Below are 26,530 nucleotides of genomic sequence, written 5' to 3'. Positions count from 1 at the left end.
TGGTGGCGCGGGCAGCCCCACCGTTGGGAGGACATTGATGGATCGCCATCGCTAGCGCGTCAGTGACCAAACCGGTGCTCATGTGATCGGCCATCGCCCAGCCGACGATCCGCCGAGAGAACACATCCATCACAACGGCTAGGTAGAGCAATCCCTGCCAAGTCGGTGGCACCACTTAAAACCGCCGAAGTTAGGGCCCCTCCTGCGGTGCCTGCATTAGAGGTGTCAGCGGTGTGGGGCCCGGCGTGCTGCTACCTCAGGACTGCTCGTACGTCCGAGAGGTTGGTGAGGGGAGCCTGCAGTCTCTCTACCTTGCCGTTGCGGTAGAAGAGCAGGTCGCCGTCGCCGAGCAGGCTCTCTGCTCCGCCTTGGTCTAGGACGGTCATCGAGTCGCGGGCACTGGGCAGGGAGAAGGCGATCCGGGCGCTGAGGTTCGCCTTGATGCTCCCAGTGATGACATCGACGCTGGGGCGCTGGGTCGCGAGGACGAGGAAGATCCCGTAGGCGCGCGTGAGCTGCGCGTATCGCTGGATGAGCTCGCTGAACGCCTTGCGGTCGCTCCCGGACAGGACTATGTCGGCGAACTCATCGACCAGGATGACCAGTTGCGGCAGCTCCTCCAGTGTGCCGCCGGATTCGTAGAACTCCGAGGCAGAACTCACCCCCGCAGCCTCCAGGATGGGCTGGCGGCGCTCGAGTTCGCTATCCAGGGTGCTGCGCAGGATCTCCAGCGCCGCATCGGGGTCGCTGATGATCTGGCCGTTGCGGACGTGAGGCGCCTTCGCGAAGGGCGCGAAGTCCAGCCTCTTGGGGTCCACGATAACCAGTTCGAGCTGGGCCGACGTGCGCGCGCGCAGCAGCTCGACCAGGAGGCCTCTGAGGAACACAGACTTCCCAGACCCGGTGGCGCCGGCGACGAGCAGATGCGGGAGTCGGGAGAGGTCGGCAACATGCACCGATCCGCTGGGAGCTACGCCGGCGATGAAGGACAGGGCTCCCGGCTTCATGGGTCGGTCGAGCTCCCCCAGAACCTCGGCCAAGGGGACGGACCGCCGGTTCTGCCGGGGCACGTCGATGGTCACATACCCCGGTTCGTGGCCAACGGCGATTTCGCCTACCGCGGCAACCTCCCTGCTGATGTCTCTGGCCCGCCGCTCGATATCGGTGATGGAGAGCTTGCCTAGCGTGCGGGTCCGGAAGCGGATGACGCTGGGACCGGAGTAGGCCAGAGAAGTGTCGAACGGCTCGACAGCCAGGCCGTACTTGGCGAAGGCGCTGTCCAGGTGGCGCGCGGCGGCGGCAACCTCTTCGTGCTGCTCCTGGGAGGACTGCCGCTCCTGCGGGAGGGCCGATATCTGGCCGTCGTCGGCGGCCGGGCGGTTCTGCGGCCCGGGCGGATCCGGTTTTGTTGAGGCCAGGTCAAAGTCGCCAGGGTCGGCAGGTGTGGGCTGGGGCGGTCCCGTTGGAGGCACGGGGTCAAGACAGGGCCAGGTTTCGGGGGCCTGGATCGGGTCCGCACGCATGGCGCTGCGGACGGCTTGGCCGCGGATGCTCACGATGTCGACTGGTCCGTCGGCACCGTTGAGCTGCGTCAGTGACAGGCTGCCGGGTGCGTTCCTCTCAACGGAGACGACGAGTCCCCGGCGGTAGGAGCCGTTGCGCCAGTGGCCGAAGCCGAGCTCGTAGCCGCCTTCCGCGATTCTGTGTAGCAGGTCTTCAGCGTAAGCGGGGGCTGCGTCGGCGAGTCCGAACGCGGTGTTGCGCGCTGCGGCGGAGCGGATGAGCTCGGCCAGTTCACAACCTCTGAGGTCCTTGAGCGGGCCGGGGTCCTGGAACCTGCGGGCGAGCCACCGGATGCTCTCCTCGACCTGGGCGGCAGCGGCGCTGTAGTCCGGCGCCTCGCTCCAGAATTTGATCTCAGCGACGCTCATCTGGACAAGGGGAGGCTGGTCGTCGCGGGGGATAACGCACACGAGCAGGAGGTCGTCGCACATCGCGTCCCGGTTCCTGCGGGTTGCGGCGAGTCGGCGCGGTATCCCAGCCTGAGGGAAGGACGGGATGAGTTCTTCGAGTGAGACGACAGCCCGGAGGCCGGGCGTGTAGTCGAGTGCCCTTTCTGCCGTCTGCGCGTATCGGATGGCACACGCGGTCCCTGCGCGTTCGAGGACCTTGTTCTGGGGGCGCTGGACAATCTGCAGGGCCCACCTGCCGGAAACGCTCTCCAGCAGGGACATCAAGGAGCGAGTTTGCTCCTCGTTGGGGGTTGCGATGCCGTCCAGTGCCCTGTTGAGCGCGGCGACGTAGGGGCTCAGGTACTCGGTGCCGGTAATGCCGTCGTAGCCGTAGGTGCCTGGGTCGGCTCCTTCCTCGTACTCCAGGAGGGTGCGCCTCGCTTCGTCTGAATGGGTGAAGGCCTCCAGACCGATAAGGCGGTCCAGATGGACGACCCAGGCGGACCTGCTGTACCACTCGGACAGGTCCTTATCAGAGGTGCGTACAGTGACCATGCGTGTCTGCCCCGGGACGAGGTTTTCGCCGCCCTGCCCCCCGACGAGTTCCAGGCACCGGTACTGGATGGCTTCGAGATCTGACGCCCCGCTTCTGGGTTCAGGGGCGAAGACGCCGGTGGCGAATACCGGGTCGGCTTCGGGGATAACGACGCGGCCCGGCGAGCAGGCCAGAGCGCGGGCGTAGGCGGTTCCTGCGCGGTGGTGCAGGCTGACTGGCCGGACTCTGCGCTCGCCGGGACTGCGGAAGAGGAAGGTCAGGTGGGAGAAATCCTCATTGCTCTCTTCGGTGTCTTCGCTTTGTGCGGGGCGGTGGCGGATGACCGAGCGGGTGCACACCAGGCGGTCGAGCGGGTCCGAGGCTGCGGAGGCCACCAGAGCGCCGACCTCATGGTGGGTGTCCTCGTCCCCTCCGGCTAGCACCACCTGGAGTTTGGGGCGGGTGTAGGCCTGGCCGGTCAGATCCTTGCGGTAGAAGTCTCGGAGCGCATCCAGGGCTGGCCGGGCGCCAGGGTTGGCGAAGGTGACGGCCACTGTGGTGTCGCGGGTGTTCAGTCCCGGGTGGACGTCGAGGAAGAAGGCGATGCGGCCGGCGATGAAAGAGCTGTTGCGCTCCAACGCGCCGGGGGTGCTGCCGTCCAGCGGGCGGTACCGCCTCCACAGGAAGGCTGTGCCGCTCGGGGCGGCCTCGTGCCAGCCGCTGTCCGCCTTGAGCAGGGGAAGCAGGTACTGGGGCGAGAAGGCCTTGATGTCGGCTCTGTCGAGTGCTTCTGCGCCGTCTGCGGCGAGTGCAGCGAAGCGGTCGGCCAATGAGGCGTAGTAGGCGACGCTGAGCGGGTTGGTGGGAGCGATGAGCAGATCGGGGATGCCGGCGATCTCGGTCGTGTCGATCGACAGGATCTGCTCGTATTCGGTGCGGGAGACCCCGGTGCGGGGCAGGGCTGCCAGGAGGGCCCGGTACGCGCTGGTGTAGGCGCGTGCCTGTGGGAGGCGGGGGTCAAGGGCGAAGACGCTGCCGATGGAGGCGGCAAGCTTGAAGAACACGCGCCTAGCTTCGGTGAACGCCTGCATCTCTGCCTTCCAGCCGGATTCTGGCTGCGGGAGGGCCTGTATGACCTCGATGTCCTGGTCGTGGATGCGATAGGAGGTCGCGTGGGGGTGCTGCAGGATCAGCTGCTCGGGGAGGAGCAGGTTGGTCTTGCCCAGCCGGGGGCGCACCACCAGGCGCTGGGCGCCGTATCTTGCCGTGACGACGGTCTCCTGGAAGGTGTCGCCGCTTTCGGGAATGGATGCGTGCTCCGGCCAGTTGGGCTGGCGGAAGGCCAGCATGGCGTGGGCCAGGGTGGGCTGCTCATGGTCGGCCAGTGGTACCTCGCCGCGGCCGTGCGCCTGTTGGTTCAGCAGCGGGTCCTGCTCCTGTCCGGCAGGGTTGTCGTCGGTTCCGCTGGACTCGTCGTTGGCAGGGGAGGGGCTGGGGCCCCCGGCGGGATCTTCGGTGTCCAACGGCTCGTCCTGGTCCGCGTCGCCTTCTTCGGCTCTGCGGGGCAGGACCGGGACCGGTCCGACGGGGGTGCCCTGCCACGTGCCGGTGACAAGCTCGGGGCCGTTGCTGTCTGCGGCTGTTTCTGGACCGGTGAGCTTCGCCGAACCGAGTTCCTTGCCGCTGGCCTCCCAAACGCTGATCTGTGGCTGGTCGGCGCATATGAATCCGCCAGCATCCGGGTCGATCACCAGGGCCTGCTCGAATCCTGCGATGTCGCCGCTGCTGAAGAACACGGCTAGGTGGACCGGCTGGGCCCCGCTGGGAGAGACCAGCTCCACGGTGCCGAACAGCCACCGTCCCCCTGCCGGAGGGGCGATGCTGGCCACCGCTTTTCGGCCGCTGACTTCAAGGGAGTGGTATCGGTCGTGCTGCCAGCGGATGCGCACCTGCTCGCCGGGCGCCAGGGGGCGGGTGAGGGTGAGATGAAGTTCGCCTCCGTCTGCGGGTAGCCATACGGCAAGGCTGTGCTGGCCCTTTAGCGCTACACGCGGCTCGGCGACGGGACGCACGGGGTCGAGGCCCAGAAGCGTTCCTCCGCTGCCGGGCGCGAGATCATCGAGGGTGAATTTGCTGTAGTCCAGGCCTCGCAGGCCGTGAGCCTGGACGACCTTGCTGGCGCCTTCGGCGGAGATCCGCTTGGAGGCGAGCTTTCGTGCCAGCTCTGCTGAGGGGGAGGCGACCCAATCGTCCAGGTCGCGCCGCCAGTCGGCGCACTTGGCCAGGCGCCGGACGGTGGGGCTTGTGTCGGCGATGTAGAAGCCGAGGTCCGGCAGGGCCAGGCCAATCTCCCGATCCGGCTGGTCTTTGCAGGCCGCAACCCAGGCCTGCAGTCGCTCAGCCTCCCGCCAGGAGGTGCGGGCGTCCTGCGCGCACCTGGTGAGGTAGTCCTCCATTACGGCTTGGATGAGTGCAGGCAGCGAGGGGGCGGCCGAAGCGGCTGCCTGTCGGGCGAGGGCTGGCCATGCAAGTTCGTCCAACTCTGTAGCGTCTTCGGTGGTGGACAGTACCGTCTCTGGCGGCTGCTGATCCAAGATGAGCAGGATCCTCGGCTCGGTGGCGCCGGCGAGGAAGTGGGTGCGCAGCGCGGCTGCGAAGCCGTCTCCTCCAGTGTTGGGTGTCGCCGTGGAGGTAGAGGGGGCGACGAGGTAGGGGATGAGTAGCGATCCGTCCGCGAAGTGGATCACTTTGATGGTGTGCGGGGCTCCGCGCGGGCCGTCGGGGTAGACCGTTGCCATGGTCGTTGCAGCACTCAGGAGGGCGGGCAGGAGGTCGGCAGGTACCAGGCCATGCAGGCCGCGCAGAAGCAGGCGGCGGCCTGCCCACTGCGGCTTGGCCAGGGCCTTCTGGAGTGCTTCGACAGCCAGTGCAGCGAAGCGCTGCCGGGCTGCGGTGTCAGAGGATGTGGCGGACATACAGTGCCTCCCCGGCATCGCTGTAGCGTTCAAGCAGTCCCAGTCGGCCCAGCGCCTGGGAAAGGAGCTCTTCTTCTGTGGCGCTCTGCGGGGCCAGGCCGTACTTCCGCAAGGCGGGTAAGAAGTCCTTGCGGAAGGCCAGCTGGTGCCGTTGCGAGCTGGCAAGGATGAGCTTGACGAGGAGGAAAATGACCTGCTCGTCCAGTTCAAAGAATCGGACACGCCCGCGAACACGCTTCAGTTCGCCTCCGAATCCGCCGACGAGCGTGTTCACGATGTCGCGTCCGCGCTGCTTAAGGCTGCTGCGGCTGCGGAAGGAGGCGAGCACCGTCTCACGCAGCGCGTACCCTCCGGTGCCGGGCTCGTCGGCGCCAGGGTCCAGCTGGCCGCTTTGCACAATTGCTGCTGAGGCTGCGCATAGGAGGTCGGTCAAGACCGCACCGACCCGATCTGCGGCCAGAGCCTGCGCGCACGCGTAAGGATCGGGTATAGGCCCGCAATCGACACCGCTGGCCTGCGCTGCCTCGTGGAGCAGGTTCGCCGAGACCATGCTGGCCGGCAGGGCCAGCAGGTGCTGCTCGTCCAGGTCCCACCACGATCGGGCGCAGGGGTCGGATGCGCGGACCGGCCGGTCGCCTGCGCTGCCGACTCGGAAGAAAATTCGCCCATGGAAGTCGGGACGGTCCGGCAACTCTTGCCCGTCCAGTACCTGCGCTGCGGAGCGCAGGCCTTCACCCAGTCGGTAGGCGAGCCGGTAGTAGTACAGGGCGATGTGGAGGCTGAAGACCACAATGAGGGCGTGCGCCTTCTCGTGGCGGGGCAGTTCGAGACCCACGACAGTCCGCAGGTCGCGGCGGATGCGGTCCAGCCCTTCCTGGTCGAAAGCCCCCTGGGCGAAGTCCTTCCTCAAGGAGGCGCCGAACTGCTGCACCAGACGCTCCGGATCAGCTGCGGCAGCTGTCTCCAGACCGGCAAGGCCGCGTGCGGCGGTCAGGAATGCCCGGTCCAGGGGGTTAAGGCCGTCGTCGCTGCCGAGGAAATTGATGATTTCCGAGGGGAGCGCGAGGTCAAAGTCCTCACCGTCCCAGCACAGGAACAGCAGGAGGCTGCCGCGAAAGGATTTATATCGGCCCTGGTAACTGAAGCTGCCGGGCAGGTCGCTATGGAAGGGCGCCAGGAACGGTCGTGTACCGCCCGAGGCCACGCTTGGGTGGATCCAGTACTGCTTCTCCGCGACGCCTGCGAGGACCTGCCGGTGGTTCGGGTCGGCGGGCAGCAGGTTGGCGAGCGCCTCCCGGAGCGCGGAGTCTCTGATGCGGGACTCCGGCTGCCCAACCATGTCCTGGAGGATGTTGTAGAGCGTCTTCTCGCGCACATCGCCGCGGGCGCGTGAAGGCAGGGCGCCGGGGATGCTGGCGCGGCTGTCAAGGTCGGCGCTGTCGACGGGCAGATTGAACTGCGCCGTGCGGCCGCTGTACGCAGCGTTCACGGTCAGGCCGTCTACACGTGCTGTCGCACCCCTTGCCGCAGCAGCTGCCGAAACAGCCTCGGCCACTTCTCGGGGCGTCATTCGGTCACCATCCTGGCACTGAGGGTCTGCTTTCCAGTGAAGCTGCGCTTCGGCTCGATGATGTAGCGGCATCCCGACCCGGGGTCGTCTACGAGCATGAAGACATCGGACCGGGTGGCTGCGAGCCGGGCCAGCGTGCCGGCCGCCCGGCGCAGGGCATAGACCCGCTCGGCGTCGCCGCTGCTGGCCATGCCACGTTTCGCGGCACTGAGAATCCGGTAGGAGGGCAGGTCGACTGCGATCTCCGTGCTGGGTCGGCCGTTTTGTGCCTTCTCCAGGCGCAGGGTGACAGCCATCGGCCGATAACCGACCCGGCGTGCCCCGTCGGGATTGGTGCTGGACGGCAAGTCCAGCATCGGTGGGGTGTCCTGATTTAGCGAGAGTTCGAACTTCACGTAGGCCCGGGTCTGCTCGCGGGCATCGTAGTTGTGCACAGGCAGGTAAGTGTCACTGACCGCTCGGGCGCCAAACAGGGCAGCGAAGCCCTCCGCCAGCTCTGCGACCATTGACCCCACTGCCGCCTCCATCTCTTGCAGCACCGCTGGGTCGTCCGCACTGTCAGCGAGCTCGGCCGCCTGCCAACGTTCATAGGCCTCCAGCGCGCGGAAGAACTGCTGCTCTTCACCTTTCTGGGGATCCGGCAGCTCATCTAGGAAGTAGAGGGAGCCGAGCACCGTGTGCGCCACCAGGTCGCGCCATGCCCGCTCCTGGGAAGAATCGGCACCGTTGAAGCCCCTCTCCAGGGCCTGAGCCGCTGTCTGCAGGGCAGGAGCATCCAGCCCGGCCTCCTGTACTGCCTGCAACAGGCGCCGCACCGGTGCGGCGTCCTCGGCAGGGAGCAGACCTGCGCTGGCGAACGCCTTGTAGGCCTGCCTGGTGGGTGCGAAGGCCGGTGCCTGCGTGGCGATGCGAGGTCCCACCTCACCTTTAGCGGTGAACGCGGTGACAGGGAGCAGGCCGGCGAGAACGAATCTGGTGTCGTCGCTGCGGTAAGCCCGCACGCTAGCCTCGCACGGGTCGGGGAAGCGGTCGTACAGGTCAGACGGCAGGACCACTCGGCTGATTAGGTCCCACAGCGCCCGGGGTGTGTCGCTGCGCCCGCGCTCGACGGCAGCGCGGCGCGCGAGCTGGTCGAACCCGGAGGCGGCGACGGACGACAGCAGAACGGCGTTGGCGTGCGCTGGGCAGTGGGAGATCGCCGGGCAGCTGCCGCACGCCCCGGCATCCAACAGGCTCCCGGGTGCGCCGGGAGACAGGCGCTGCAGCATGGAGGCCAGCAGGCCACCGTCGCCGGACGTCCGACGGTGGTCGAGGTTCAGCACCACGATTTTCAGCGGCAGCTCAGTCGGCGCGGCCGACTCGGCAGTTGGCAGCCCCAGGCGGGTGAACAGCTGGTGTACGAGGGCCGCGAACTTGTAGCCGCGCTCCTCCCACATTGGGGCGAGCTGGATCAGCATGCCGATGTTCGCGGCGACCAGCAGGGGAGCACTGGGCCGCTGGTGCGCGTCGTCGGCGAGGGCGGCGAGCCGACGTGCCAGGCTGTCTGCCTGGTCCTCCCCAGGGCTGTCCGCGTGCGTGGCGTCTTCCACTATCGCGCTGAACAGGCCCTCGTGCTCCTGGCGCTGGTACTCGAGTGCACCACTCTTGCCTCCTCCCGCGCTCCCGGTCACGAAGATGGCGTGGGGCCGGTGTGGCGCAGATGCCAGCTCGGTAATCGCCGCATCGACGGGGCCGTGGACGTACGCCGTGGCCTGCGAGCCCGTCTGGCTCCCCACCGCGACGACGGCGTCCTGTGAGTCGGCTCTCATTTGGCGGATCACGGTTAGCGGGCTAGGGGGTTGGTCCCTTACCGGATGGGGTTGTGCGTTCATCACCAGGGAAGCTCTCCAATCCTGTCTTCTGTCAGCCGTGCCGCCGCCCAACTGGCGGGGGCATGGAACCGGGAGGCCATCCGCTCCAGGGCGGCGGTGAAAGCGACAGCGGGCGCCGATGCAGGGAGCGGGTCCTTCCTTAGCTCGGCCGCCAGCAGCGGCCGAGGCACCAGCACGTGGGCGGCCACATAAGTCGCTTCGCGCTCCTCCTCGGTGCTCAGGGCACCCGGTCGGCATTCCGGCGCGCTGCCACTGTCGCCGGCTATCAGCCGATGCGCTATGCCGCGCGCGATCCAGGACCTCTGCGAGACGTGGTTGCCTGCCGCGGCAGGTATCCGATACGTCGCCCCGCCGCAGTCGAACCCCGCCCCAGTACGGCAGGCCACCAACTCGAGACCGACTTGCTTCGCTGCCATGCGCATGTCGACCGGGCGCCCGGCTCCCAGGCTCGCGGAGAACTCCGATGCGAGTTCGCGGAGGTGCTCTCGGCGCAGAGCGCTTAACGCGTCCGGGCTGAGCCGTCCTGCTGTCAGGGCGCGCCTGATACCTGGATCTGCGAGTTGGATGGCGCCCCCGCGGGCGAGCGGACCGGCCAGCCGCAGCACCTCGCGCTCCCCGAGGCCGACCTTTCGCGCAACGGCCATGGCCACGTCCAGGGACGGTGCTGTTCCCCGGCCGTTCTCGATCCTGGACAGGGTCGAGTAGGAGATTCCGGTCCCGTGCGCCGCGGCGCGGAGGGTAAGGCCGGCGCGGCGACGCGCCTGCCGGAGCGCTGCACCGAGTGGCCCGTGGACCGCTGGTTCCATCACAGCAGGAGCGTCCCACCAGGTGCATGCCCGATCAAGATGCTTTGCATGTTGCGCAACAGCAACAGACGAAGGGATAGTAAGCGCCCTCCTGCCGCTGCTTTGCCGCAGTTTCAGCTCGCGATGCCTGGGTTATCGAGGTAGCGATAAACTCCTCGGCGAGATGCGGACCTACGTCGAGAGGGGAAGGCTCCAGGGAGCACCGCAAACCTGCTCCCAGACGCGCCAGGCGCGGGTCAGGCTAGCAGCCGATTCCTTGCGATGGAGCGCATGACCGCGAGTCGAGCAGCTAGTTCGTCATGTACTGTCTACGGTGCGATACTGATCACCTTGCTGTGGCTCATCAGCCTTACCCGCTCACCGCCGCAGCGCCTGCTTCGCTTCTTCGGAAGCGCAAAGTGAGGACTTCACTCAATGAGCAAGATCGCGTATGTTTACGTCCCCCGCAACTCGATCACCAATTTCACCATCGGGATCGACAACGGCATCTGGGGATGGCATTCCGCCACGCTGGACAAGGCTCAGGGCCGGGAGACCGTCGCCTCCCTCGAGACAGGCGACTACCTCCTGTTTGGACATCGCGGTCCCAACAGCCGCGTCGCCGTAGACGGATGGCGCGACGCGCATCTCCAGCGGGTCGTCGTTGGTCAGATCACTCGACCGTTGTATGTCGACGATTCACGAGTCTGGCCTGATGACCTCTATCCGGAACGGGTGGATGTCGACATTCTCAGCGACGACACCGATGTGACCGGATCCATGCTGGCGCCTGACGCGATGGAGGCGCTTCGGATGTCGGCCAACAAGCAGGGAGCCGCTGTTCTCAGCAGCTCGGACGCCCTGCTGGCGCTTGCGGCAACGCGCCAGGAAACCGATCCGGAGGACACCTGGGAGCTCGGTGAGCCTCTGACGATCGACGGCTCCACCGACGTGGTGAGGATGATGCTCGGCCGGCGCGAGCAGCAGAAGCTGCGCCGGACGAAGTTCGGCACGCGGACCCTGCTGACCTGCGCGCTGTGCGGGCGCACTCTGCCCCGGCAACTGATGCGCCTCGCACACATCAAGCTTCGCTCGCGAGCCAGCCACACGGAGCGGCTGGACTTGAACAACGTGATGGGCGCCTGCCTGGCGGGATGCGACGCATTGTTCGAGTATGGCTACGTCTACGTCGACAGCGAGGGCGTCATCCGCTCATCAATACCGGAGACCGATCTATCGGATGTGGGAAAGCTCGCTCGAGAGCTGGCCGGTCGGCGATGCGCCGAGCACAGTGAGGATAGCGACAAGTACTTCGCCTTTCACCGGGCCGAGACCGTCAAGAGCTCTCCCCTTCCCCGCTCATAGCTGGTCGCGCGGTAGTCGCCGGTACGGATCTGCCCCACGCCTTTTGTGGGATCCCCTGTCTTCGGTCATCTGAGGGACCACCCATGCTTATGCCATCGTCGCGTTGGCAGCGCACGCTCATCGTTGCCGTTCTCGTCCTGCCTCTGCTGCTGATCATCTTGCTGTCCTTGCCCGTGTGGCTTTATCTGCCATTCCGGGAGCCGGGGAGAGCGTTCATCCTGGAGCTCGTCCGAGAGTTCACGAAGTGGATCAAGGCCGCTAAGGGCGAGTAGGAAGGACGCCCACCTAGGACCGGCTCGGCGTGTTGAGACGTGAAACAGAACGGCCCCGCTCGGTGGCGGCGTGATGGTTCTAGCTGAGCACAGAGTGGCGTTCGCGCTGATCAGTGAAGTCGTACCGGGCACAAGAGCCGGCGGTCCGCTCACAATTAGCTCAAAGACGCTTCATCTGATCGCAGAACGCTTTCCGCTGCTCCGGGCCCACCCCGATTCATAGTAAGCCGACTCGGGGTCACATCCCCGTACCCAGCGCCTGAAGATCTCGGCCTCGTCGCCCTCACGGTCGATTGACTTGCCAGCGACCAGCAGTGTCGTCACATCGACACGGCCGCGGGCGTCGAACCGGTTCTCCCGCGCGGCCTCGTACACGCCGTAGCTTCTGATGTCGTGACTCGACATGCGGCCAGCGCGGCCGAAGACGAGCGCGGGTTCGAGATTTTCGAAGAACACCCAAGTCTGGGGGATACTGCCTCCCATGCCGACCGCGTAGCCGTGCCGGATGATATGGCTGTCGGTGTGCTTGGCTGGAGGTAGGACCTCGGCGGCGTGGATGTGGTCGTAGTTGGCGTGGTGTCCACGCATCCACATGTGGTTGTCGCACTCGGGACACACGTCAGTGCTCATGGTCCGACCTCACCTCTCGACGTACCTTCGTCCAGTCCTCCAGTATGGCGATGAACGCCACCGTGAGCGGCAGGAATGCATCACAAGCGCCTGCTGGTGCTCTATCCAGCATCCTCGCTACCGTCGCGCACTCGGTGGATTCAGCCCTTGACATTTCGCGGCGAGCCTAACGCGACCCATGGTGGCCAGTGCCCTAGATCGCCGCTCGCCCAATCCCGTTGGGCGAGCGGCAGGCCCCCGACCAGCCGCTCGCGCAGACCAGGATGCGGCCGCCGGGTGATCGGTCGCTCGGCTACGGCGACTTACGGCGATTTGCCAGGGAGACGACCTCGACCAGATCCGCCAGGTCGACGTGCTCTCGAAGCTCAGAGACCGTCTTGCAGTAGGCGATCACGTGCCGGTTCCGACCATCGGCCCAGGAGACTCGGAGCCTCGGCCGGCCGTTGAGCACGATGCGCTCCACCTCGATGCCGTTGGTACCGACGAACCGCGCTGTCACGCCGCGCAGGATAAGAAACCGCAGGTCAACAGCTAGCAAAGAACCTTGCGGCGATGCTGATCTCGGTCGGCAGCACTTAACCCGCAGGTGACGCTTCAGCCCGAGCGGGGCGGTTCTCCACACGTGGGCAACCCGGCCGGCCGGGCTTCATGGATGACGACCACCCATCCCGATCAAAGGAGTCTCCAGGTGCGTCCTCCTCCTCGCCCCCGCATCCGCATTGACCCTCATCACAGACCCTGGCCGTACCCCTGGTCGCGGCCAGTCCAGCGTCCGCTGCGGCGTGCAGCCAGGCATTTCTGCCGCTCCCGGACGCTAAGTGCCAGCCGGGTGCGTTCAATCCGGCCGTCACGCAGGCGACGATCCACAGCACGATCTGAGTGTCCGGTTACAGCAAACGGATCCGGCCGCCGGCGTCCTACACCAGGAGCCTGAAAGGAGACAGATCGCCGAGTACGGGTACAAGGACACCAACCTGGCGCACTACGAGGAAGACCACCTGGTGAACCTGTCCCTCGGCGGAGATCCCCGGAGTCCCCCAGAACCTATGGCCTGAACCCCGGTACTCGGCTGGTGGTAAGACGGCCGCCGCTAAGAATGAGGTGGAGTTCAAGCTTTACCGTGAGGTGTGTGACGGCCGGGTCCGGCTCGACCCGGCCAGACAGGCAATCCCCCGGAACTGGACGACAGCCTTGGCCGCGGTCGGGTTGCCGTAGCGCACCAGCAGAAACACAAAGCGGCCTCGCGCCTTCCCGGGGTGGGGCCGCTTTCGCGCGTTACGGAGGACTACGGTTTCAGCCACCGCCACCGGGGCGAGGAGGACTTGCACCGATACTTCTTCCCGGTCACCTTCGCGTAGCCGTACTTGCCATGAGCGTCAGCCGGGCAGAACGCCCCCGGAGTGATGCAGTTCCAGTGGTTCCCGGATTGCTTGTACTGGCACGCCGCGGCGGTCGTGGAAGCATCAGCGGCGCCGAAAGCGAGAGGGGCGACCAGCATGCCGCCAGCCAAGACGCCGGCGCAGAGCAGGGAACGGACGCGCAAGGGGACTCCTTTTGAGAATTATGAGGCACAGGTGGGACGGATCGGCCGAAGGCCAGGTTGTCGCTACGTCCTCTTCTGGACAGAGAAAATGCCAGGCCAGCCGGGCTCCTCATGCCCATCTGCCCCGAGTGCGCCGTGCCTTCGTAGATTTGGGTGATCTCCGATGCGTGATCAGGGCACCTGCGAAAACAGCTCGATCATGGGGATGAGCAGCGGTTACGCTTGCGGGCATCTCGCGTCACTTCTCGCTGCTTTTGGTACTTCCACGGAACAGCGACGGAACAGAGCAGAAGCTTGGAGGCGCCTGTGGCGATGCCCAGGAAGGGCTCACGGCTCATCAACGTCGACGGCACCGCCTTCCGCTGGCGGATCCGGCACAGGCCCACCTACTGCCAGGGCAACGGCTGGAGTCCCCTCACCGTCACTGTTGAGCGGACCGCGGAGCCGGGGTGTGTTCTCGTGGTATCACTTCCCTGCGCTCGGCCGGACAATTGGCTCGGAGAACGGACGATCGCGGTCCGCCCCGCCCTCGTCGCCGGATGCATCCGGCGGGCCATCGAACAGGGATGGAACCCTGGGCAACCGGGCTCGGCATTCACCCTCACCGTCACCGAGGACGAACTAGCCGTGCTCCTGGGCGAACCGCCTCAGTACCTGATCCCCTTCCTCTGGGGCATGATCCCCGAAGGCGGGGGCATCAAGGACCTCCCTCGATGCGCCGAAATCTGGAGCCGGGACAAGGGGAACACCAGCCAGGCACCTTCTGATCCGTAGCCAGTTATCGTGTACTCGCGTCTCTCGACGTCTCTCCTCCCCTGCTCAGAGACCTATGCGCTTGATCGACTTCCACCGGTGTCTACGTGCGTCTCGGGGCGTTGTTAGCATTGACGTTAGCAAGATCACCAGTCGTCGGAGTTGAAGGTCTCGGGGTCATGGGCGCTGTTCCAGATCGCTTCGTCGGTCTTGGCGGCCTCGCGTTGACGCTGACGATTGAGATATTCGGGGGTGCCCGGAGTCTTGGACCTGACACGCATAAACTTGCCTTGCTTCGCCCGTAGCTCTCGCTCCTCCTGGCTGACCTTCAGCTTCCGTCCCTGTTTCTCAGCCTCGGCCCGCTGGGCATCCTGCTTCCCCAGCTTCCGACGAATCTCAAGCTCTTCGACGCTTGGCTTTGCGGGATCCGGCTTGGCGGGCTGGCGCCGCTTCTGAGACTTCCCCATGCCCGTCATCGTGAAGAGACCACAGGCCGGTGACGAGGCATCGTCAGGCGCTTGTGGCGCATCGGTAAGCGGGTTTGAACTTCTCGGTCACCCGCCCTTCCGCAGGATCTCCATCGCCTGGAGTACATCCGTAACCACGTGGTCCGCCGCCGGGAGGTCGAGCTGAATGAGCGGTCTACGCCGTCTGTAGCTTTCAGGCAACTACGGTTTACAAGCCGGAAGAGGACCGTCTACTCACGTCTCTCTGCGTCCTGCGCTGCTGCTCAGAGCGCTGGGTTACTTGACCTTCTTCCACCGACGTCTACGGCCGTCTCGGGACGCAGTTAGCATCCGCGTTAGCAAGATCACGCGCCTTGCTGCCCTTCGATGCGAACTGTGGGGGCCAATGTCAACACCTTGTCGGCCTGCACAAGCATGCGATGAGACTGGTCGAACGATACGGGCGCTGGCCGATCTTCCCATTCGGGCGTCGTCGACACCCAGACCATGATTCTGCAAGTGTCAGGATCGCTCGGCCCGGGCGACGTCTTCTTCGTCCGCTTTCTGGAGAGGCACATCCTCAAGGAGTGTGAGCTCCCAACTGTCGGTATAGGAACCCGTCAGATTGCTGTCTGGTGAGGTGTAGTTGGCGACTCTTACGCCCAAGCCGAGCGTCTCCGCGCCGCGGAGCATCTCGATCAGCTCATTTAGGCTCATCCCAGACATCTTCTTGATAACGGGAGGGTCGGTATCGTAGCCGTCCTCGTTGATGACCATAAGCGCATCGTAGAACCACCACGTTGCATTCGAGGCTTTTGCCAACAGTGGGAGGCGGACCTCCTTGGGGGCTCACGGGTGTTCTGATCAGGACGGCAACTGCGGAACCGATGCTCGCCCGAGGCGCCCGATGCCAGCGCCCTGACCATCACCTCGACCCGTACGGACGACTCGTACAGCCATTTTCCTCTCTCGATCCAGATGGTGCACAGCCCCGCCGCGCGCCCGCCAGCCACATCGGCAGTCGGATTGTCCTCGATCATCCAGCCGCCCCGATTGAGAGTGACACCGCAGCGCTGAGCCGCGATCTCGAATATCGGTCCTTGAGCGGTGGTCTGGCGACTTCCCGTTCTGGACCGTCGAGCAGGGTGAGTTCTTCCTGGCGGTTCCCCACCTCCCGACGCCGGAGAGGATAGGAGCCGTAGTGTGGGGCGACAGATCGGAAGAGACGTCACCGATGACGATCTGTCGCTGGCCTTGGCGGACTCGGCCGAAGCGATCGAGGCGCATCTGACCTCTGACGATGAGCCTCATGCGCCAGGCAGTCTCCGCGTCACAGCTGACGATGTGGTCATCGACCCCGTCCGCGAACGACCTGCGGAGACGCGTTCGAGATCGTCCCCCACATGTCCCCGATCATTGACCTACGGCTGCATATGACGGCACTCGCCGGGCCGGGGAGTCGCGCAAAGCATCCCCGCGGGGGCGAGGGCGAGGTCCACTGGTCCCTCCGCGGCCTGATGGGAGCATCCTCGCATACACGGGATCGACCGAATGGAGCCGGTGAGAGTGGAGATCCAGAACGGATCATCCCCGCAGGCGCGGGGTCGACGCGGTCAACGGCCTGGACACGGGCGTGTACGTGGGATCATCCCCGCAGGCGCGGGGTCAACAGGATGACGCCCTCCGGCGGGCGGCCGTTGAGCGGATCATCCCCGCAGGCGCGGGGTCGACGGCCGCTTCCCTCGAAGGGGCGATGAGGAGTGCGGATCATCCCCGCAGGCGCGGGGTCGACATGCGCTGTGGTTCTCCCATGTGTTCCTCCTCGGGATCATCCCCGCAGGCGCGGGGTCGACGTCACCGACGTAGAGGAGCTGGTGCAGCAGGGTCGGATCATCCCCGCAGGCGCGGGGTCGACCTCCCCGACGAGCTGTACGAGGTCCGCACACCGGGATCATCCCCGCAGGCGCGGGGTCGACGAACCCCCGCGTGGGGGTGTCATGCAACGGAGGGGATCATCCCCGCAGGCGCGGGGTCGACGGGTTCGCGCTGTCGTAGGACCGCAGGACGATGGGATCATCCCCGCAGGCGCGGGGTCGACCATAGTCGCCGGCAATTCCCACGCCATACCGGAGGATCATCCCCGCAGGCGCGGGGTCGACGCGATAGTCCAGACCGGGACACCGGAAAGTCCGGGATCATCCCCGCAGGCGCGGGGTCGACGACTTGGACCACGCCATCAGGCACCTCCGGGGGGGATCATCCCCGCAGGCGCGGGGTCGACGACAAGCCACGGATCTTGTCGACGCTGCCCTCGGGATCATCCCCGCAGGCGCGGGGTCGACTTCGTCCACCCCACCACCGGGGAGCGGGCCGCGGGATCATCCCCGCAGGCGCGGGGTCGACCAGAAAAGGCGATCAGATGCAGCTTACGGAGTCGGATCATCCCCGCAGGCGCGGGGTCGACGCTGGCCCTTTACCTCCTGCACACCACGGGCGGGGATCATCCCCGCAGGCGCGGGGTCGACGCTCCTCGCGATCGGCGGCGGGCTCGCCATCGCGGATCATCCCCGCAGGCGCGGGGTCGACGTCAGCGTGGCCTGCTCGGCGACCTTGACGCCGGGATCATCCCCGCAGGCGCGGGGTCGACTGCCATGGGACACCCCCCGCCCGTGATCCGTGGGGATCATCCCCGCAGGCGCGGGGTCGACTCCGCCAGTGCGCTGGACGGGTCGATGTCGACGTGGATCATCCCCGCAGGCGCGGGGTCGACCAATCAGCGCCATGCCTCGGAGGCGAAACACAGGGATCATCCCCGCAGGCGCGGGGTCGACACGTCCACCAGGCGGTCGTCGGCCCCGGCGGGAGGATCATCCCCGCAGGCGCGGGGTCGACCTGCGGGCGTTGTCCCGCCACTCGTTGCGCAACGGATCATCCCCGCAGGCGCGGGGTCGACACTGACCTGTGGGTTTGCTGGTCTAGGCCCCGTTTTCCATTCAGTTCGTTTGGCCCCGGATCTCGCGCCGACCCTATACGACATACGACGATCGCCACGCCTTTGTCGGTGGTGACTTCTAGTGTTGCTGCCTGGTCGGCAATGCCCAGGAGGCGGTCTTGGACGGTCATGAGCTCGGGTTCCTCAAAGATCCGGACCTGGTGCGGCAGTTGGGTGTCTTGTGGGGGAAATCGGCTGTGAAGGCAGCGGGACGCATGAATCTGCTGATGTGCCATCTCCTGGATACAGCTGCGGTCTCTGAGCAGATCTGGGATCGATATCTGGCCCCGTCAACGAAGGCGCTGCTGGACGATGTGGCTGGAGGCCATGGGCGTGGACGCCGGTTCTTCGCATGGGTCTGCGGCGTTCACGACTGCGGGAAGGCGACCCCGGCATTTCAGCAATTGGACGAGGTTGGGGCGCAGGCCGTCCGGCAAGCAGGCCTCACCTGGATGTCCACGGGGGGGCAACGCTGGCGGCATGACCGGGCCGGCGGGAAGCTCATCCGGGACGTGCTGCGCGGAGCCGGGTGGCCGGATGACCAGATTTCGTGGATATGGCCGTTGGTCGCTGGGCACCACGGGAAGTTTCCTTCTTCGGGGGGATTGATCGAGCCTGTCCGCGCGCGGGGTCATCTGCATGGCAAGGGCCTCGGATGGCGCCGGGTGCAGTCGGCGGTTGTCGAAGTCTTCACTCGCCAGTTGGGGTTCGACGGTCTGAAGGACGTTCAGCCTGTACGGGTGCCCAGCCGAGCCGATCAGCTGCACCTGAGTGGTCTGGTGGTGATGGCCGACTGGATCGCTAGCGATGAACGTTATTTCCCGGGGGTGGATGATCTGCGGGATGTGAGCCTGGCGGCGTCCCGTGAGCGTGCCGCCGGGGCTTGGGAGAAGTTGGGGTTGCGGGGCGGCTGGGGCAGGCTTGGAGTTCCTGGTGTCGAGGCCTTCCAAGACCGTTTTGGGGAGAAGCCGCGTCGTTCGCAGGTGATGGTGACGGACGCCGCTCGACGCATGGCAGGCCCGGGGCTTTTGATCTTCGAGGCGCCGATGGGTGAGGGCAAGACCAAGACCGCGCTGTTGGTGGCGGAGATCCTGGCTGGCCGGTTCGGGGCGGATGGGGTGTTCATCGGCATGCCGACCCAGGCGACCAGCGACCCGATTTTCTCCCGGGTACGCGCCTGGGCGGGAAAGGTGTTGCCCGGGCTGGAATCACAGGTGGCGCTGTTACATGGCAAGCGCCGTTTCAACCGAGAATGGCAGGAGCTCCTAGAGGAGGTCGGGGATAGTCCTGATGACATTTATGGGACGGTCGACGAGGACGCTCTGTATGGGATTTCTTCATTCAGTGCCGGGGAGGCCCCCGAGCGGCGTGCCCCCGCAGAATGGTTTCTGGGGAGCAAACGCGGACTATTGACCCCGCTGGTCGTGGGAACGATCGATCAGCTGCTGTTCGCCGCGACCCGCACCAAGCACGTGATGCTGCGGATGGCCGGACTCGCGGGGAAGATCGTGATTTTGGACGAGGTGCATGCGGCTGACGTCTACATGTCCCAGTTCTTGCTCGAAGGGTTGCGCTGGTTAGGACAGGCGCGTGTCCCGGTCGTGCTCCTCTCCGCGACCCTGTCGCTCGCTCAGCGGCGTGCCCTGGTCGACGCCTATCTCGCGGGCGCTTCGTCACGCGAGGAACCACCGGCACTGAACCTGCCCGCCACCGGCGGCTACCCGAACGTCACCGCGGTCTGGGTCGACGATGCGGGGCCGCGCGCGCTCGTCGACCACTGCTCGTCCTGGCGCGATGATCTCGACGTACGGGTCGAGGTGCTCGCCGAGTCGCCTCGTGCGGGGTCCGAGCCGTTAAGTAGCACGCATGCTGATGTCGTCGCGGTCCTAGCCGAGCGTCTGAGAGACGGCGGGTGCGCCTTGGTGATCCGCAACACCGTCGATCGCGCGCAAGACACCTACCAGGCGCTACGTGCCCACTTCGGAGAAGCTGACGTCTGTCTCCTGCACGGGCGGTTGCATGCCAGCCACCGAGCAGACCGAACGGAGGAGGCTCTGGCCCGGCTCGGACCATCGACCAATCGTCGCCCCCGCACCATCCTCGTCGCTACGCAGATCGCCGAACAGTCGTTCGATGTCGATGCCGACCTCCTGATCACTGATCTGGCCCCGATTGACCTGCTTCTCCAGCGGATCGGCCGGCTCCATCGCCATGACGGTGTCCCGCGCCCCGCACGGGTCCGCGAACCCTGTGTCGTCATCACGGGAGTCGGCGCCTGCGACAAGGGTGCTCCTTGGATCCTCCCGGCCAGCGATGCGATCTACGGCCGCTATCTGCTGCTGCGAACGTCCGCGCTTGTATGCGCAGCCGACAACTCGCACTGGAAGATCCCCGGGCAGGTCCCCGCTCTGGTCGCGGCCGTCTATGGCGAGGAGACGGTCGTCCCAGAAGCATGGGCACAGGCAGAAGGCGCGGCGTTCGCCACATGGGAAGCAGAGCAGCGGGCTCGCGCCAAAAGCGCCGAGAAGTTCCTGTTGACCCGCTTCAAAGAACACGAGAACAAGACTTTGGAGGGCCTGCACTACGCGGAGACGAAGGCAGCTGAGGAGATCGTCCACGCCATCGTCCGCGACGGGGAGCCCAGCGTCGAGGTCGTCATCGTCCTCGAGGACGATGACGGCTACGCCTCCTGGACGGGGAGGCGTCTTGGACCCAACGGCGAGGTGCCCGCCCACCTCGTTGACGAGGTTCTCGGCGGTACGGTGCGCCTTCCGGCGAAGCTCGCCGCGGCGGCCGAGAGCGAGCTCCAACCGTTGGCGGGCTGGCGGGGACATCCGTGGCTTCGCTACAGCCGGGCCCTGAAACTCGATGCCCAAAGCCAGGCGAGGCTCGACCGATTCAGGATCTGCTACGACAACGACCTGGGGCTGGTCCTCGACAATCCCCAGTAGCGACCTGGGTTCGAAGAGCCATCAAACTGCCTTGGCCGGGCGTAACGCGAGTGCGAAGCGAAGCGACCGGCAGAGCACACGAGCATGTGCGGGCCCCTCTGTGAGCGTCACTTGACGCTCACAGAGGAACCGGCTGGCGATCCCCGCGCACGCGGGGCCGACGGCGCAGACCGGGCGAATCGTTCTGCAATCGAGGCTCCTGCCGCTCAAGGGAAGGAAGTCATGTCCGGTAAATCCCGTTCTTCGCGTCCCTCTCCACGTCGGTACCCGCCGGAGCTGAAGGACCAGGCTGTCCGGATGGTCCAGGAAGCCATCGAAAGATCCGGAAAGCCCAATGGAGTGATCGCCCAGGTGGCACGCCAGTTCGGTATCGGCCCGGGAACTGTGCGGAACTGGTGCCGGAATGCCGACAGCGGTAGTTCCTGGTGGCGGGGGTCCGCGGGCGATGACGTGGGGCGCATCGCCGAACTGGAGCGTGAGGTGCGAGAACTGCGCAGGGACAACGAAATCCTCAAGGGGCATCTACCTTCTTGGTGAGCCAGCTCAGTTCCGCAACGACGCCGCGTTGATATCAGCGGAATCCATGTGGGCGACCCTTTCGGGGGCGCACATGCTCAGGTTGTGAAGATCTGGCGCTCTGGAGGTAGTGCGTCGCTGGCGTCGTCGGATGGAGTCCGCGCGTCTCGCTTGCCGGTGGCTTCGGTCTTCATCGCTCGGGCACTGTGCTCGGCTCGTGAACGGATCGGCTGACGACCTTGAGCCTTCGGTTTATGTGTGCCCGAAACCATGATATTCGGACCGTGAAATATCGGTGCGGCGGAAAACGTCGGTGCCCGCCTCTACGCTCACACCTGACTTTGTTCTCTGGTAGGCCACTTCCCCTGAGGCAGGCCATTGTGGATCAGCTCGACCTGGTATGCGACGGATGGCTGCCGCTTCGGCGGCGCAATGATGGCGCTCTGCTTGAGGTGGGGATCGAGAGGGCTCTGACAGAGGCGAACGCGTTCGCTGAACTGGTCGTCGAGCTTGCGACGCAGGTTCCCGCGCTGCTGAGGCAGGTGCTGTTGCCGATCGTCGCGGATGCCGTGGGCTTGCCTGCCGATCGAGCGGAGTGGCTAAAGCGCTTCGAAGCTAGGGCGTTCAATGAGAGTGAGCGTGACCAGATTCGGCAATATCTGGCGAAGAATGGCCCCCGGTTTCAGGCCTTCGGTGAGACCCCGTTCGCCCAGGCGGGGGAGTTGGAGGCGGCGAGCGGGGAGACCAAGGGGGCGGGGCTGCTGGTGGCGACGGAGTTCACCGGCAACAACGTGCCGCTGTTCGGGTCGCGGACCGAGGCTGAGCCGCCTGCGTTGACGCCGGCTGAGGCGATGCGGTGGCTGGTTCACGCACACTGCTGGGACACGGCGGCGATCAAGACCGGCGCGAAAGGCGACGGCAAGGTCAAGGCCGGCAAGACGACGGGCAACCCCACGGGTCCGCTGGGTCAGCTCGGCGTTCTCATCCCCACCGGCCGCACGTTGTATGAGACGCTGCTTTTGAACCTGCCCATCGGACCAAGGGCGGCGCTCGGCACCCCGCAGTGGCGGCGTCCCCCGGCCGGTCCGGACTGGGACGCCGTCGGCTACCCGGACGGACTCCTCGGTCTATGGACATGGCAGTCTCGCCGAATCCGTCTCATACCGGAACAGACGCCACAGGGTGTGCGTGTTAGGCGCGTGATTCTGGCAGCGGGGGACCGCATGCGAGAGCTCCCGGAGTGGGAGCCACACACGGCGTGGAAGTACGACAAACCCGTCGGCAAGTCCAAGGCCGCCGACCGCAAACCACGTCGGCACGTCCCGGGGAAGGCGATATGGCGCGGCCTGGAAGCGCTGCTGGCCGTCCACCAAAGTGACCTGGAAAGCGGCTCGGTCGAGACGAGCAGTCTGCTCAGGCAGGCCGCGGACCTCCGCTCGGATGGAACGCTCCCGGAGGATTACCCGTTGCGTGTCGAGGCGTTCGGGATGACCTATGGGACCCAGTCGGCCGTCATCGACGACATCTACCATGATCTGATCCCGTTGCCGGTGAACGCGCTGCAGGCAGACGCTGAGGTGTACGGCGTACTGGTGGAGATGACCAGTCAGGCAGAGCAGCTCTCCCGGGCGATCAATCACCTCTCGGCCGATCTGCGACGGGCCGCGGGGCTGGATCCGATTCCATGGGACAAGGGCCAGCGCCCCGGAGAGCAGCTTCTCCACTTGCTGGACCCCGTCGTTCGCCGTGTCCTCGGTCACGCGGGCGGGCTCGATGACCAGCGGCTGGAAGCGGTGTTGCTGGCCTGGGAGCAGGTCGCGTACCGGATCACGCGCGAGGTCGCCGACACAGTGTTCGCCGCGGTGCCGGAGTCGGTGTTCGCCGGTCGCCGCACCGGTGGCGAGGCAGAGTCCGGTTCGCCTTCAGGTCTGGGGGACGTGGAGCGGCGGCTGCGGCGCAACCTATCCACCATCCTGCAGCGCGCCGCCGCCCAATGGCGTGCGCCCTGACGGGCTGACCCGGTACTTCCCCCAATGGCTGATGGAGCGTGAACAAATCGATGGCGACCCGCTACTGGAATCGTGTGGCATCGGACGGGACCTGGTTGACGGACAAACGGACCAAGCGTCCGATCGGCCCGCCGCCCGGAGAGGACCTGGCGGCGATGCGTGCCGGACTCGGTCGGCAGTTCGGCGAGGTACCGAAACTGTGGCCGCACTACACCTGCGAGATTGATGATGAGCTGGCTCGACGCGGCGAGGCGTCCATCGAGCAGCGGGCCGAGCACGCGGCGCTCGCCCTGTACGGGCTGCATCAGCAGTCCAAGAGCGTCTCGATGCACCGGCCGGACGTCCGGCTCGGCAGGGCCCTGTCGCAGTTGCGCAACAGCGACAGGTTCAGCCCGAAAGCGATCGACGATCGGGTAGAAGCGGCTGCCACGACCACTACTTTCGATGCGCTGCTGATCCGCCTGCGGGGCCTGGTCGATCTGCTGCGCACCATCAATCAGCCTCTCGACTACGACCACCTGATGCGGCTCGTTCACGACTGGCATTACGACGACGGTCGACGAGCCGCGCGCCGCCAATGGGCCATGGACTACCAGGTCTGGAAGCACAAGTCGCCAGGCGACGAGCCATCGGCCGAATCCTGAAACACATCCCCCTTTTCGAGATCAGCGGAGAAAACGATGTCTAAGCGCCAGTACGTCGACATCCACATCATTCAGACGGTTCCCCCGGCTAACTTGAATCGGGATGATCAGGGCAATCCGAAGGACGCCAAGTTCGGCGGGGTACGCCGGGCCCGGGTTTCGTCCCAGGCGTGGAAGCGCGCCACCCGGCGCGCCTTCGATGAGAAGTTGCCCGAGGCTGACCAGAGCACCCGCACCAAGCGAATCGCTGGGCAACTGGCCGAGCGGGTCGTGCTGCGGACGGGTGTCGAGCCCGAAGCCGCTCAGCGGATCGCCGGGGCGCTGCTGGAACCGCTGGGCATCAAGGCTGGCAAGAAGGCAGGGAACACCGCTTACCTGCTGTTCTTCGGCTACCAGCAGTTGGACGAGATTGTCGGTCTGATCGCCGACCAGGCCAAGGACCTGGCCGAACTGGACGACGAGCAGCTCAAGGCGGCGACGAAGGATCTAGCGGTCGCGGAGCGGCTGAAGACTGGCCACCCGATCGGCGTGGCCCTGTTCGGCCGGATGGTCGCCGACATCCCGTCGCTGAATGTGGACGCGGCCACGCAGGTAGCCCACGCCATCTCCACTCACGCGGCCGAGATCGAGTCGGACTACTACACGGCCGTCGATGACGAGAACGAGGCTGATGAGTCCGGTGCCGGGATGCTCGGGAACATCGGGTTCAACGCCGCGACGCTCTACCGGTACGCCACGGTCGGCGTTCACCAGTTGGCAACCAACCTCGGCAGTGTCGACGCCGCAATCGAGACAGTCACACGGTTCGCCGAGGCGTTCGCGTTGTCAATGCCGACCGGCCATATCAACTCCTTCGCTCACCGGACCCGGCCCAGCCTTGTCGCGGTCGTGGTCCGCGACGACCAGCCCGTCAACCTCGTGTCGGCCTTCGAACGTCCGGTCAGGGAGAGCGACGGGATCGCCGCCGCCTCAGCAGTGCGGCTGGCGAAGGAGTACGCGCGGTCCAGCAGACAGTGGGGCGACGAGCCCACACACGTCACGGTCTCCCACGCCTTCGAGGACGACACCCTCGCCGAGGCATTCGGCGCCAACCAGACGTTCAGCGAACTGCTGTCCGGCCTGAACGACGCCCTGACCGCCTCGTGGAAGACAAACTGATGGCCGGACCCGACCCCATCCAGGCCGTCCTATTGCTGAGGCTGGCCGGGCCGATGCAGTCCTGGGGCGATCAGAGTGTGTTCAACCGGCGCGACACACGGCCGCAGCCGACCAAGTCCGGAGTGATCGGACTGCTCGCCGCCGCCGCAGGTCACCCGCGTGAGGAGCCGCTCGGCGACCTGCTCGGCCTGACCATGGGAGTCCGCGTCGATCAGGAGGGCACGCTGCTGCGGGACTACCACACCGTCAGCGACTACCAGGATCGGCCGCTGCCCCAGGCAGGGGTATCGGCCAAAGGCATTCAAAAGCCGACCTCACCCGCCAAATACACACATGTAACCCAGCGCTTCTATCTCCAGGACGCGGTGTTCGTCGCCGCCGTCGCGGGTCCGGCACCATTGGTGCACTCCCTGGCCAACGCCGTCACTCACCCCGCGTTCCCCCTGGCGCTGGGCCGGCGCTCCTGCGTCCCTTCCCAGCCCATCCTGCTCGGGATCAAGAACGACTCGATTCTGGAGGCGCTGACCAGCCAACCGTGGCAGGCCGGCGGCCATGCCCGGGGCGCGTTCGAAAAAAGACACGGACGGCTGGCGCGCATCGATCGGATGGTGACCATTGAGGCGGCCGACGGGGATCACGTCCTGCACGATGAGCCCGTGTCGTTTCACCCGCGTGATCGGCGCTACGCCACTCGTCGTGTCACGCATCTTTGGCGGTCGATCCCCACCGGTTTCCCCGACCCCGTCCCGCCTGCCGACGCCTCCTCGGCACACGATCCTTTCGCTCTGCTGGGCTGGTGACCTTCGATGAGCTATCTGTCTCGCATCAGGATCAACCCGCTCCGCGCCCAAAGCCGCGCCATGCTCGCCAGCCCCAGAGTCATGCACTCCTACATCTGCGCCGGAATCCCTGGAACACCTGACAGCGAGCGGATCCTCTGGCGGCTGGACGCCGACAACCCATACCGCCCCCTGCTTTTCGTCCTCACACAATCCAAACCCGATTGGGCTCACATCGTCGAAGCGGCGGGCTGGCCGGACGGAGCCGGCGAGCACTTCGCCATCGCTGACTACGCGCCACTGCTCGCCCGGATCACCCCCGGCCGAGAGTTCGCGTTCCGGCTGACAGCAAACCCGGTCCAGAACACCAACCACCCCGAAAAGCCGACCCCGGCTCAGGCCGCGCGCATCGCAGCCGGCGACCGCAGATCGTTCCGGCTAGCCCACCGCACCGCCAACGCCCAACTCGGCTGGCTCCTGGACCGTACGGCGCGATGCGGCTTCGAGATCGCCGTAGCCCGTACCGACCCCGCCATTCCCAGCCTCGCCGACGACAAGGCCGTGCCCGCCCCCGACGTCCGGCTCATCGCCCGAGACCGTCGCACGTTCACCAGGGGCGTCCGGGGTAAGCAGATCATCCTTCATACCGCGACTTTCGAGGGTCGGCTGCGCGTCACTGACAATGCTCTACTCACCAGCGCGCTGCTGGGGGGCATCGGCCCGTCCAAGGCCTACGGGTGCGGACTGCTCACCCTCGCCCCTCTGCCGACCGGCCAGTGAGGCG

General features: G+C 66.1%; 19 protein-coding genes, 1 pseudogene and 1 CRISPR repeat array. Of the genes and pseudogenes, 9 read left to right on the top strand and 11 right to left on the bottom strand.

Annotated features, from left to right (window positions below):
• Positions 1 to 19: 19 nt before the first annotated feature.
• The 5 genes and pseudogenes from OG589_RS27565 to OG589_RS27545 all read right to left on the bottom strand — a co-directional run.
• Positions 20 to 166 (bottom strand): annotated as a pseudogene (locus tag OG589_RS27565) (DDE-type integrase/transposase/recombinase); the annotation flags it as partial.
• A gap of 85 nt (positions 167 to 251) precedes the next feature.
• Positions 252 to 5,462, bottom strand: coding sequence for an FtsK/SpoIIIE domain-containing protein (locus tag OG589_RS27560; protein WP_405140683.1), 5,211 nt, complete (start codon positions 5,460 to 5,462; stop codon positions 252 to 254).
• Positions 5,443 to 7,032: a hypothetical protein gene (locus OG589_RS27555; protein WP_405140682.1), complete on the bottom strand. Its 1,590-nt coding sequence runs from the start codon at positions 7,030 to 7,032 to the stop codon at positions 5,443 to 5,445. The genes OG589_RS27560 and OG589_RS27555 overlap by 20 nt, the downstream gene beginning before the upstream one ends.
• Positions 7,029 to 8,840, bottom strand: a complete 1,812-nt coding sequence (locus OG589_RS27550; protein ID WP_405140681.1) for a hypothetical protein — start codon at positions 8,838 to 8,840, stop codon at positions 7,029 to 7,031. Before OG589_RS27550 ends, OG589_RS27555 begins: the two co-directional genes overlap by 4 nt.
• A gap of 62 nt (positions 8,841 to 8,902) precedes the next feature.
• Positions 8,903 to 9,709, bottom strand: a complete 807-nt coding sequence (locus tag OG589_RS27545; protein ID WP_405140680.1) for a helix-turn-helix domain-containing protein — start codon at positions 9,707 to 9,709, stop codon at positions 8,903 to 8,905.
• A 414-nt stretch (positions 9,710 to 10,123) separates the two neighbouring features.
• On the opposite strand from OG589_RS27545, the gene OG589_RS27540 reads away from it, so the two are divergent.
• Positions 10,124 to 11,053 (top strand): hypothetical protein, encoded by a 930-nt coding sequence (locus OG589_RS27540; RefSeq protein ID WP_405140679.1) that lies wholly within the window; start codon positions 10,124 to 10,126, stop codon positions 11,051 to 11,053.
• 443 nt (positions 11,054 to 11,496) lie between these two features.
• Here the strand turns inward: OG589_RS27540 and OG589_RS27535 are convergent, their stop codons facing one another.
• The 3 genes from OG589_RS27535 to OG589_RS27525 form a co-directional block, all read right to left on the bottom strand.
• Positions 11,497 to 11,955, bottom strand: coding sequence for a hypothetical protein (locus OG589_RS27535; RefSeq protein WP_405140678.1), 459 nt, complete (start codon positions 11,953 to 11,955; stop codon positions 11,497 to 11,499).
• 292 nt (positions 11,956 to 12,247) lie between these two features.
• On the bottom strand, positions 12,248 to 12,454 hold the full coding sequence (locus OG589_RS27530; protein ID WP_405140677.1) for a hypothetical protein: 207 nt from the start codon (positions 12,452 to 12,454) through the stop codon (positions 12,248 to 12,250).
• A gap of 786 nt (positions 12,455 to 13,240) precedes the next feature.
• On the bottom strand, positions 13,241 to 13,498 hold the full coding sequence (locus OG589_RS27525) for a hypothetical protein (RefSeq protein ID WP_405140676.1): 258 nt from the start codon (positions 13,496 to 13,498) through the stop codon (positions 13,241 to 13,243).
• Positions 13,499 to 13,804: 306 nt separating this feature from the next.
• Here OG589_RS27525 and OG589_RS27520 point away from each other — a divergent pair, with 306 nt between their 5' ends.
• Positions 13,805 to 14,272 (top strand): hypothetical protein, encoded by a 468-nt coding sequence (locus tag OG589_RS27520; protein WP_405140675.1) that lies wholly within the window; start codon positions 13,805 to 13,807, stop codon positions 14,270 to 14,272.
• Between the two features lie 125 nt (positions 14,273 to 14,397).
• On the opposite strand, the gene OG589_RS27515 is transcribed toward OG589_RS27520, so the two are convergent.
• The 3 genes from OG589_RS27515 to OG589_RS27505 all read right to left on the bottom strand — a co-directional run bounded on the left by OG589_RS27515 (position 14,398) and on the right by OG589_RS27505 (position 15,929).
• Entirely contained in the window at positions 14,398 to 14,718 is a 321-nt protein-coding gene (locus OG589_RS27515; protein ID WP_405140674.1) for a hypothetical protein, read from the bottom strand.
• 501 nt (positions 14,719 to 15,219) lie between these two features.
• Positions 15,220 to 15,474 (bottom strand): hypothetical protein, encoded by a 255-nt coding sequence (locus OG589_RS27510; protein ID WP_405152254.1) that lies wholly within the window; start codon positions 15,472 to 15,474, stop codon positions 15,220 to 15,222.
• Complete coding sequence (locus OG589_RS27505; RefSeq protein WP_405140673.1) at positions 15,411 to 15,929, bottom strand: HAD family hydrolase; 519 nt, start codon at positions 15,927 to 15,929, stop codon at positions 15,411 to 15,413. The genes OG589_RS27510 and OG589_RS27505 overlap by 64 nt, the downstream gene beginning before the upstream one ends.
• A 349-nt stretch (positions 15,930 to 16,278) precedes the next feature.
• Positions 16,279 to 17,650: a CRISPR direct-repeat array (repeat unit 28 nt; unit sequence GGATCATCCCCGCAGGCGCGGGGTCGAC).
• Positions 17,651 to 17,808: 158 nt separating this feature from the next.
• On the opposite strand from OG589_RS27505, the gene cas3 reads away from it, so the two are divergent.
• The 7 genes from cas3 (at position 17,809) to cas6e (ending at position 26,526) form a co-directional block, all read left to right on the top strand.
• The gene (gene cas3 / locus OG589_RS27500) at positions 17,809 to 20,640 is read left to right on the top strand and encodes a CRISPR-associated helicase Cas3' (RefSeq protein WP_405140672.1); all 2,832 of its coding nucleotides are present in this window, start codon (positions 17,809 to 17,811) and stop codon (positions 20,638 to 20,640) included.
• Between the two features lie 84 nt (positions 20,641 to 20,724).
• The gene (locus OG589_RS27495) at positions 20,725 to 21,177 is read left to right on the top strand and encodes a transposase (RefSeq protein WP_405140671.1); all 453 of its coding nucleotides are present in this window, start codon (positions 20,725 to 20,727) and stop codon (positions 21,175 to 21,177) included.
• 359 nt (positions 21,178 to 21,536) lie between these two features.
• A complete protein-coding gene (gene casA, locus OG589_RS27490) occupies positions 21,537 to 23,165 on the top strand; it encodes a type I-E CRISPR-associated protein Cse1/CasA (protein WP_405140670.1) in 1,629 nt (542 codons plus the stop codon).
• A gap of 50 nt (positions 23,166 to 23,215) precedes the next feature.
• A complete protein-coding gene (gene casB, locus OG589_RS27485; RefSeq protein ID WP_405140669.1) occupies positions 23,216 to 23,809 on the top strand; it encodes a type I-E CRISPR-associated protein Cse2/CasB in 594 nt (197 codons plus the stop codon).
• Positions 23,810 to 23,845: 36 nt separating this feature from the next.
• The gene (gene cas7e, locus OG589_RS27480; protein WP_405140668.1) at positions 23,846 to 24,967 is read left to right on the top strand and encodes a type I-E CRISPR-associated protein Cas7/Cse4/CasC; all 1,122 of its coding nucleotides are present in this window, start codon (positions 23,846 to 23,848) and stop codon (positions 24,965 to 24,967) included.
• Positions 24,952 to 25,767: a type I-E CRISPR-associated protein Cas5/CasD gene (gene cas5e, locus OG589_RS27475; protein ID WP_405140667.1), complete on the top strand. Its 816-nt coding sequence runs from the start codon at positions 24,952 to 24,954 to the stop codon at positions 25,765 to 25,767. The genes cas7e and cas5e overlap by 16 nt, the downstream gene beginning before the upstream one ends.
• 6 nt (positions 25,768 to 25,773) lie before the next feature.
• A complete protein-coding gene (cas6e, locus tag OG589_RS27470; protein WP_405140666.1) occupies positions 25,774 to 26,526 on the top strand; it encodes a type I-E CRISPR-associated protein Cas6/Cse3/CasE in 753 nt (250 codons plus the stop codon).
• Positions 26,527 to 26,530 lie beyond the last annotated feature (4 nt).

This window comes from Sphaerisporangium sp. NBC_01403 (assembly GCF_045040145.1).
Taxonomy (GTDB): Bacteria; Actinomycetota; Actinomycetes; order Streptosporangiales; family Streptosporangiaceae; genus Sphaerisporangium; species Sphaerisporangium viridialbum.
This window is presented reverse-complemented; position numbering and strand designations above follow the sequence as displayed.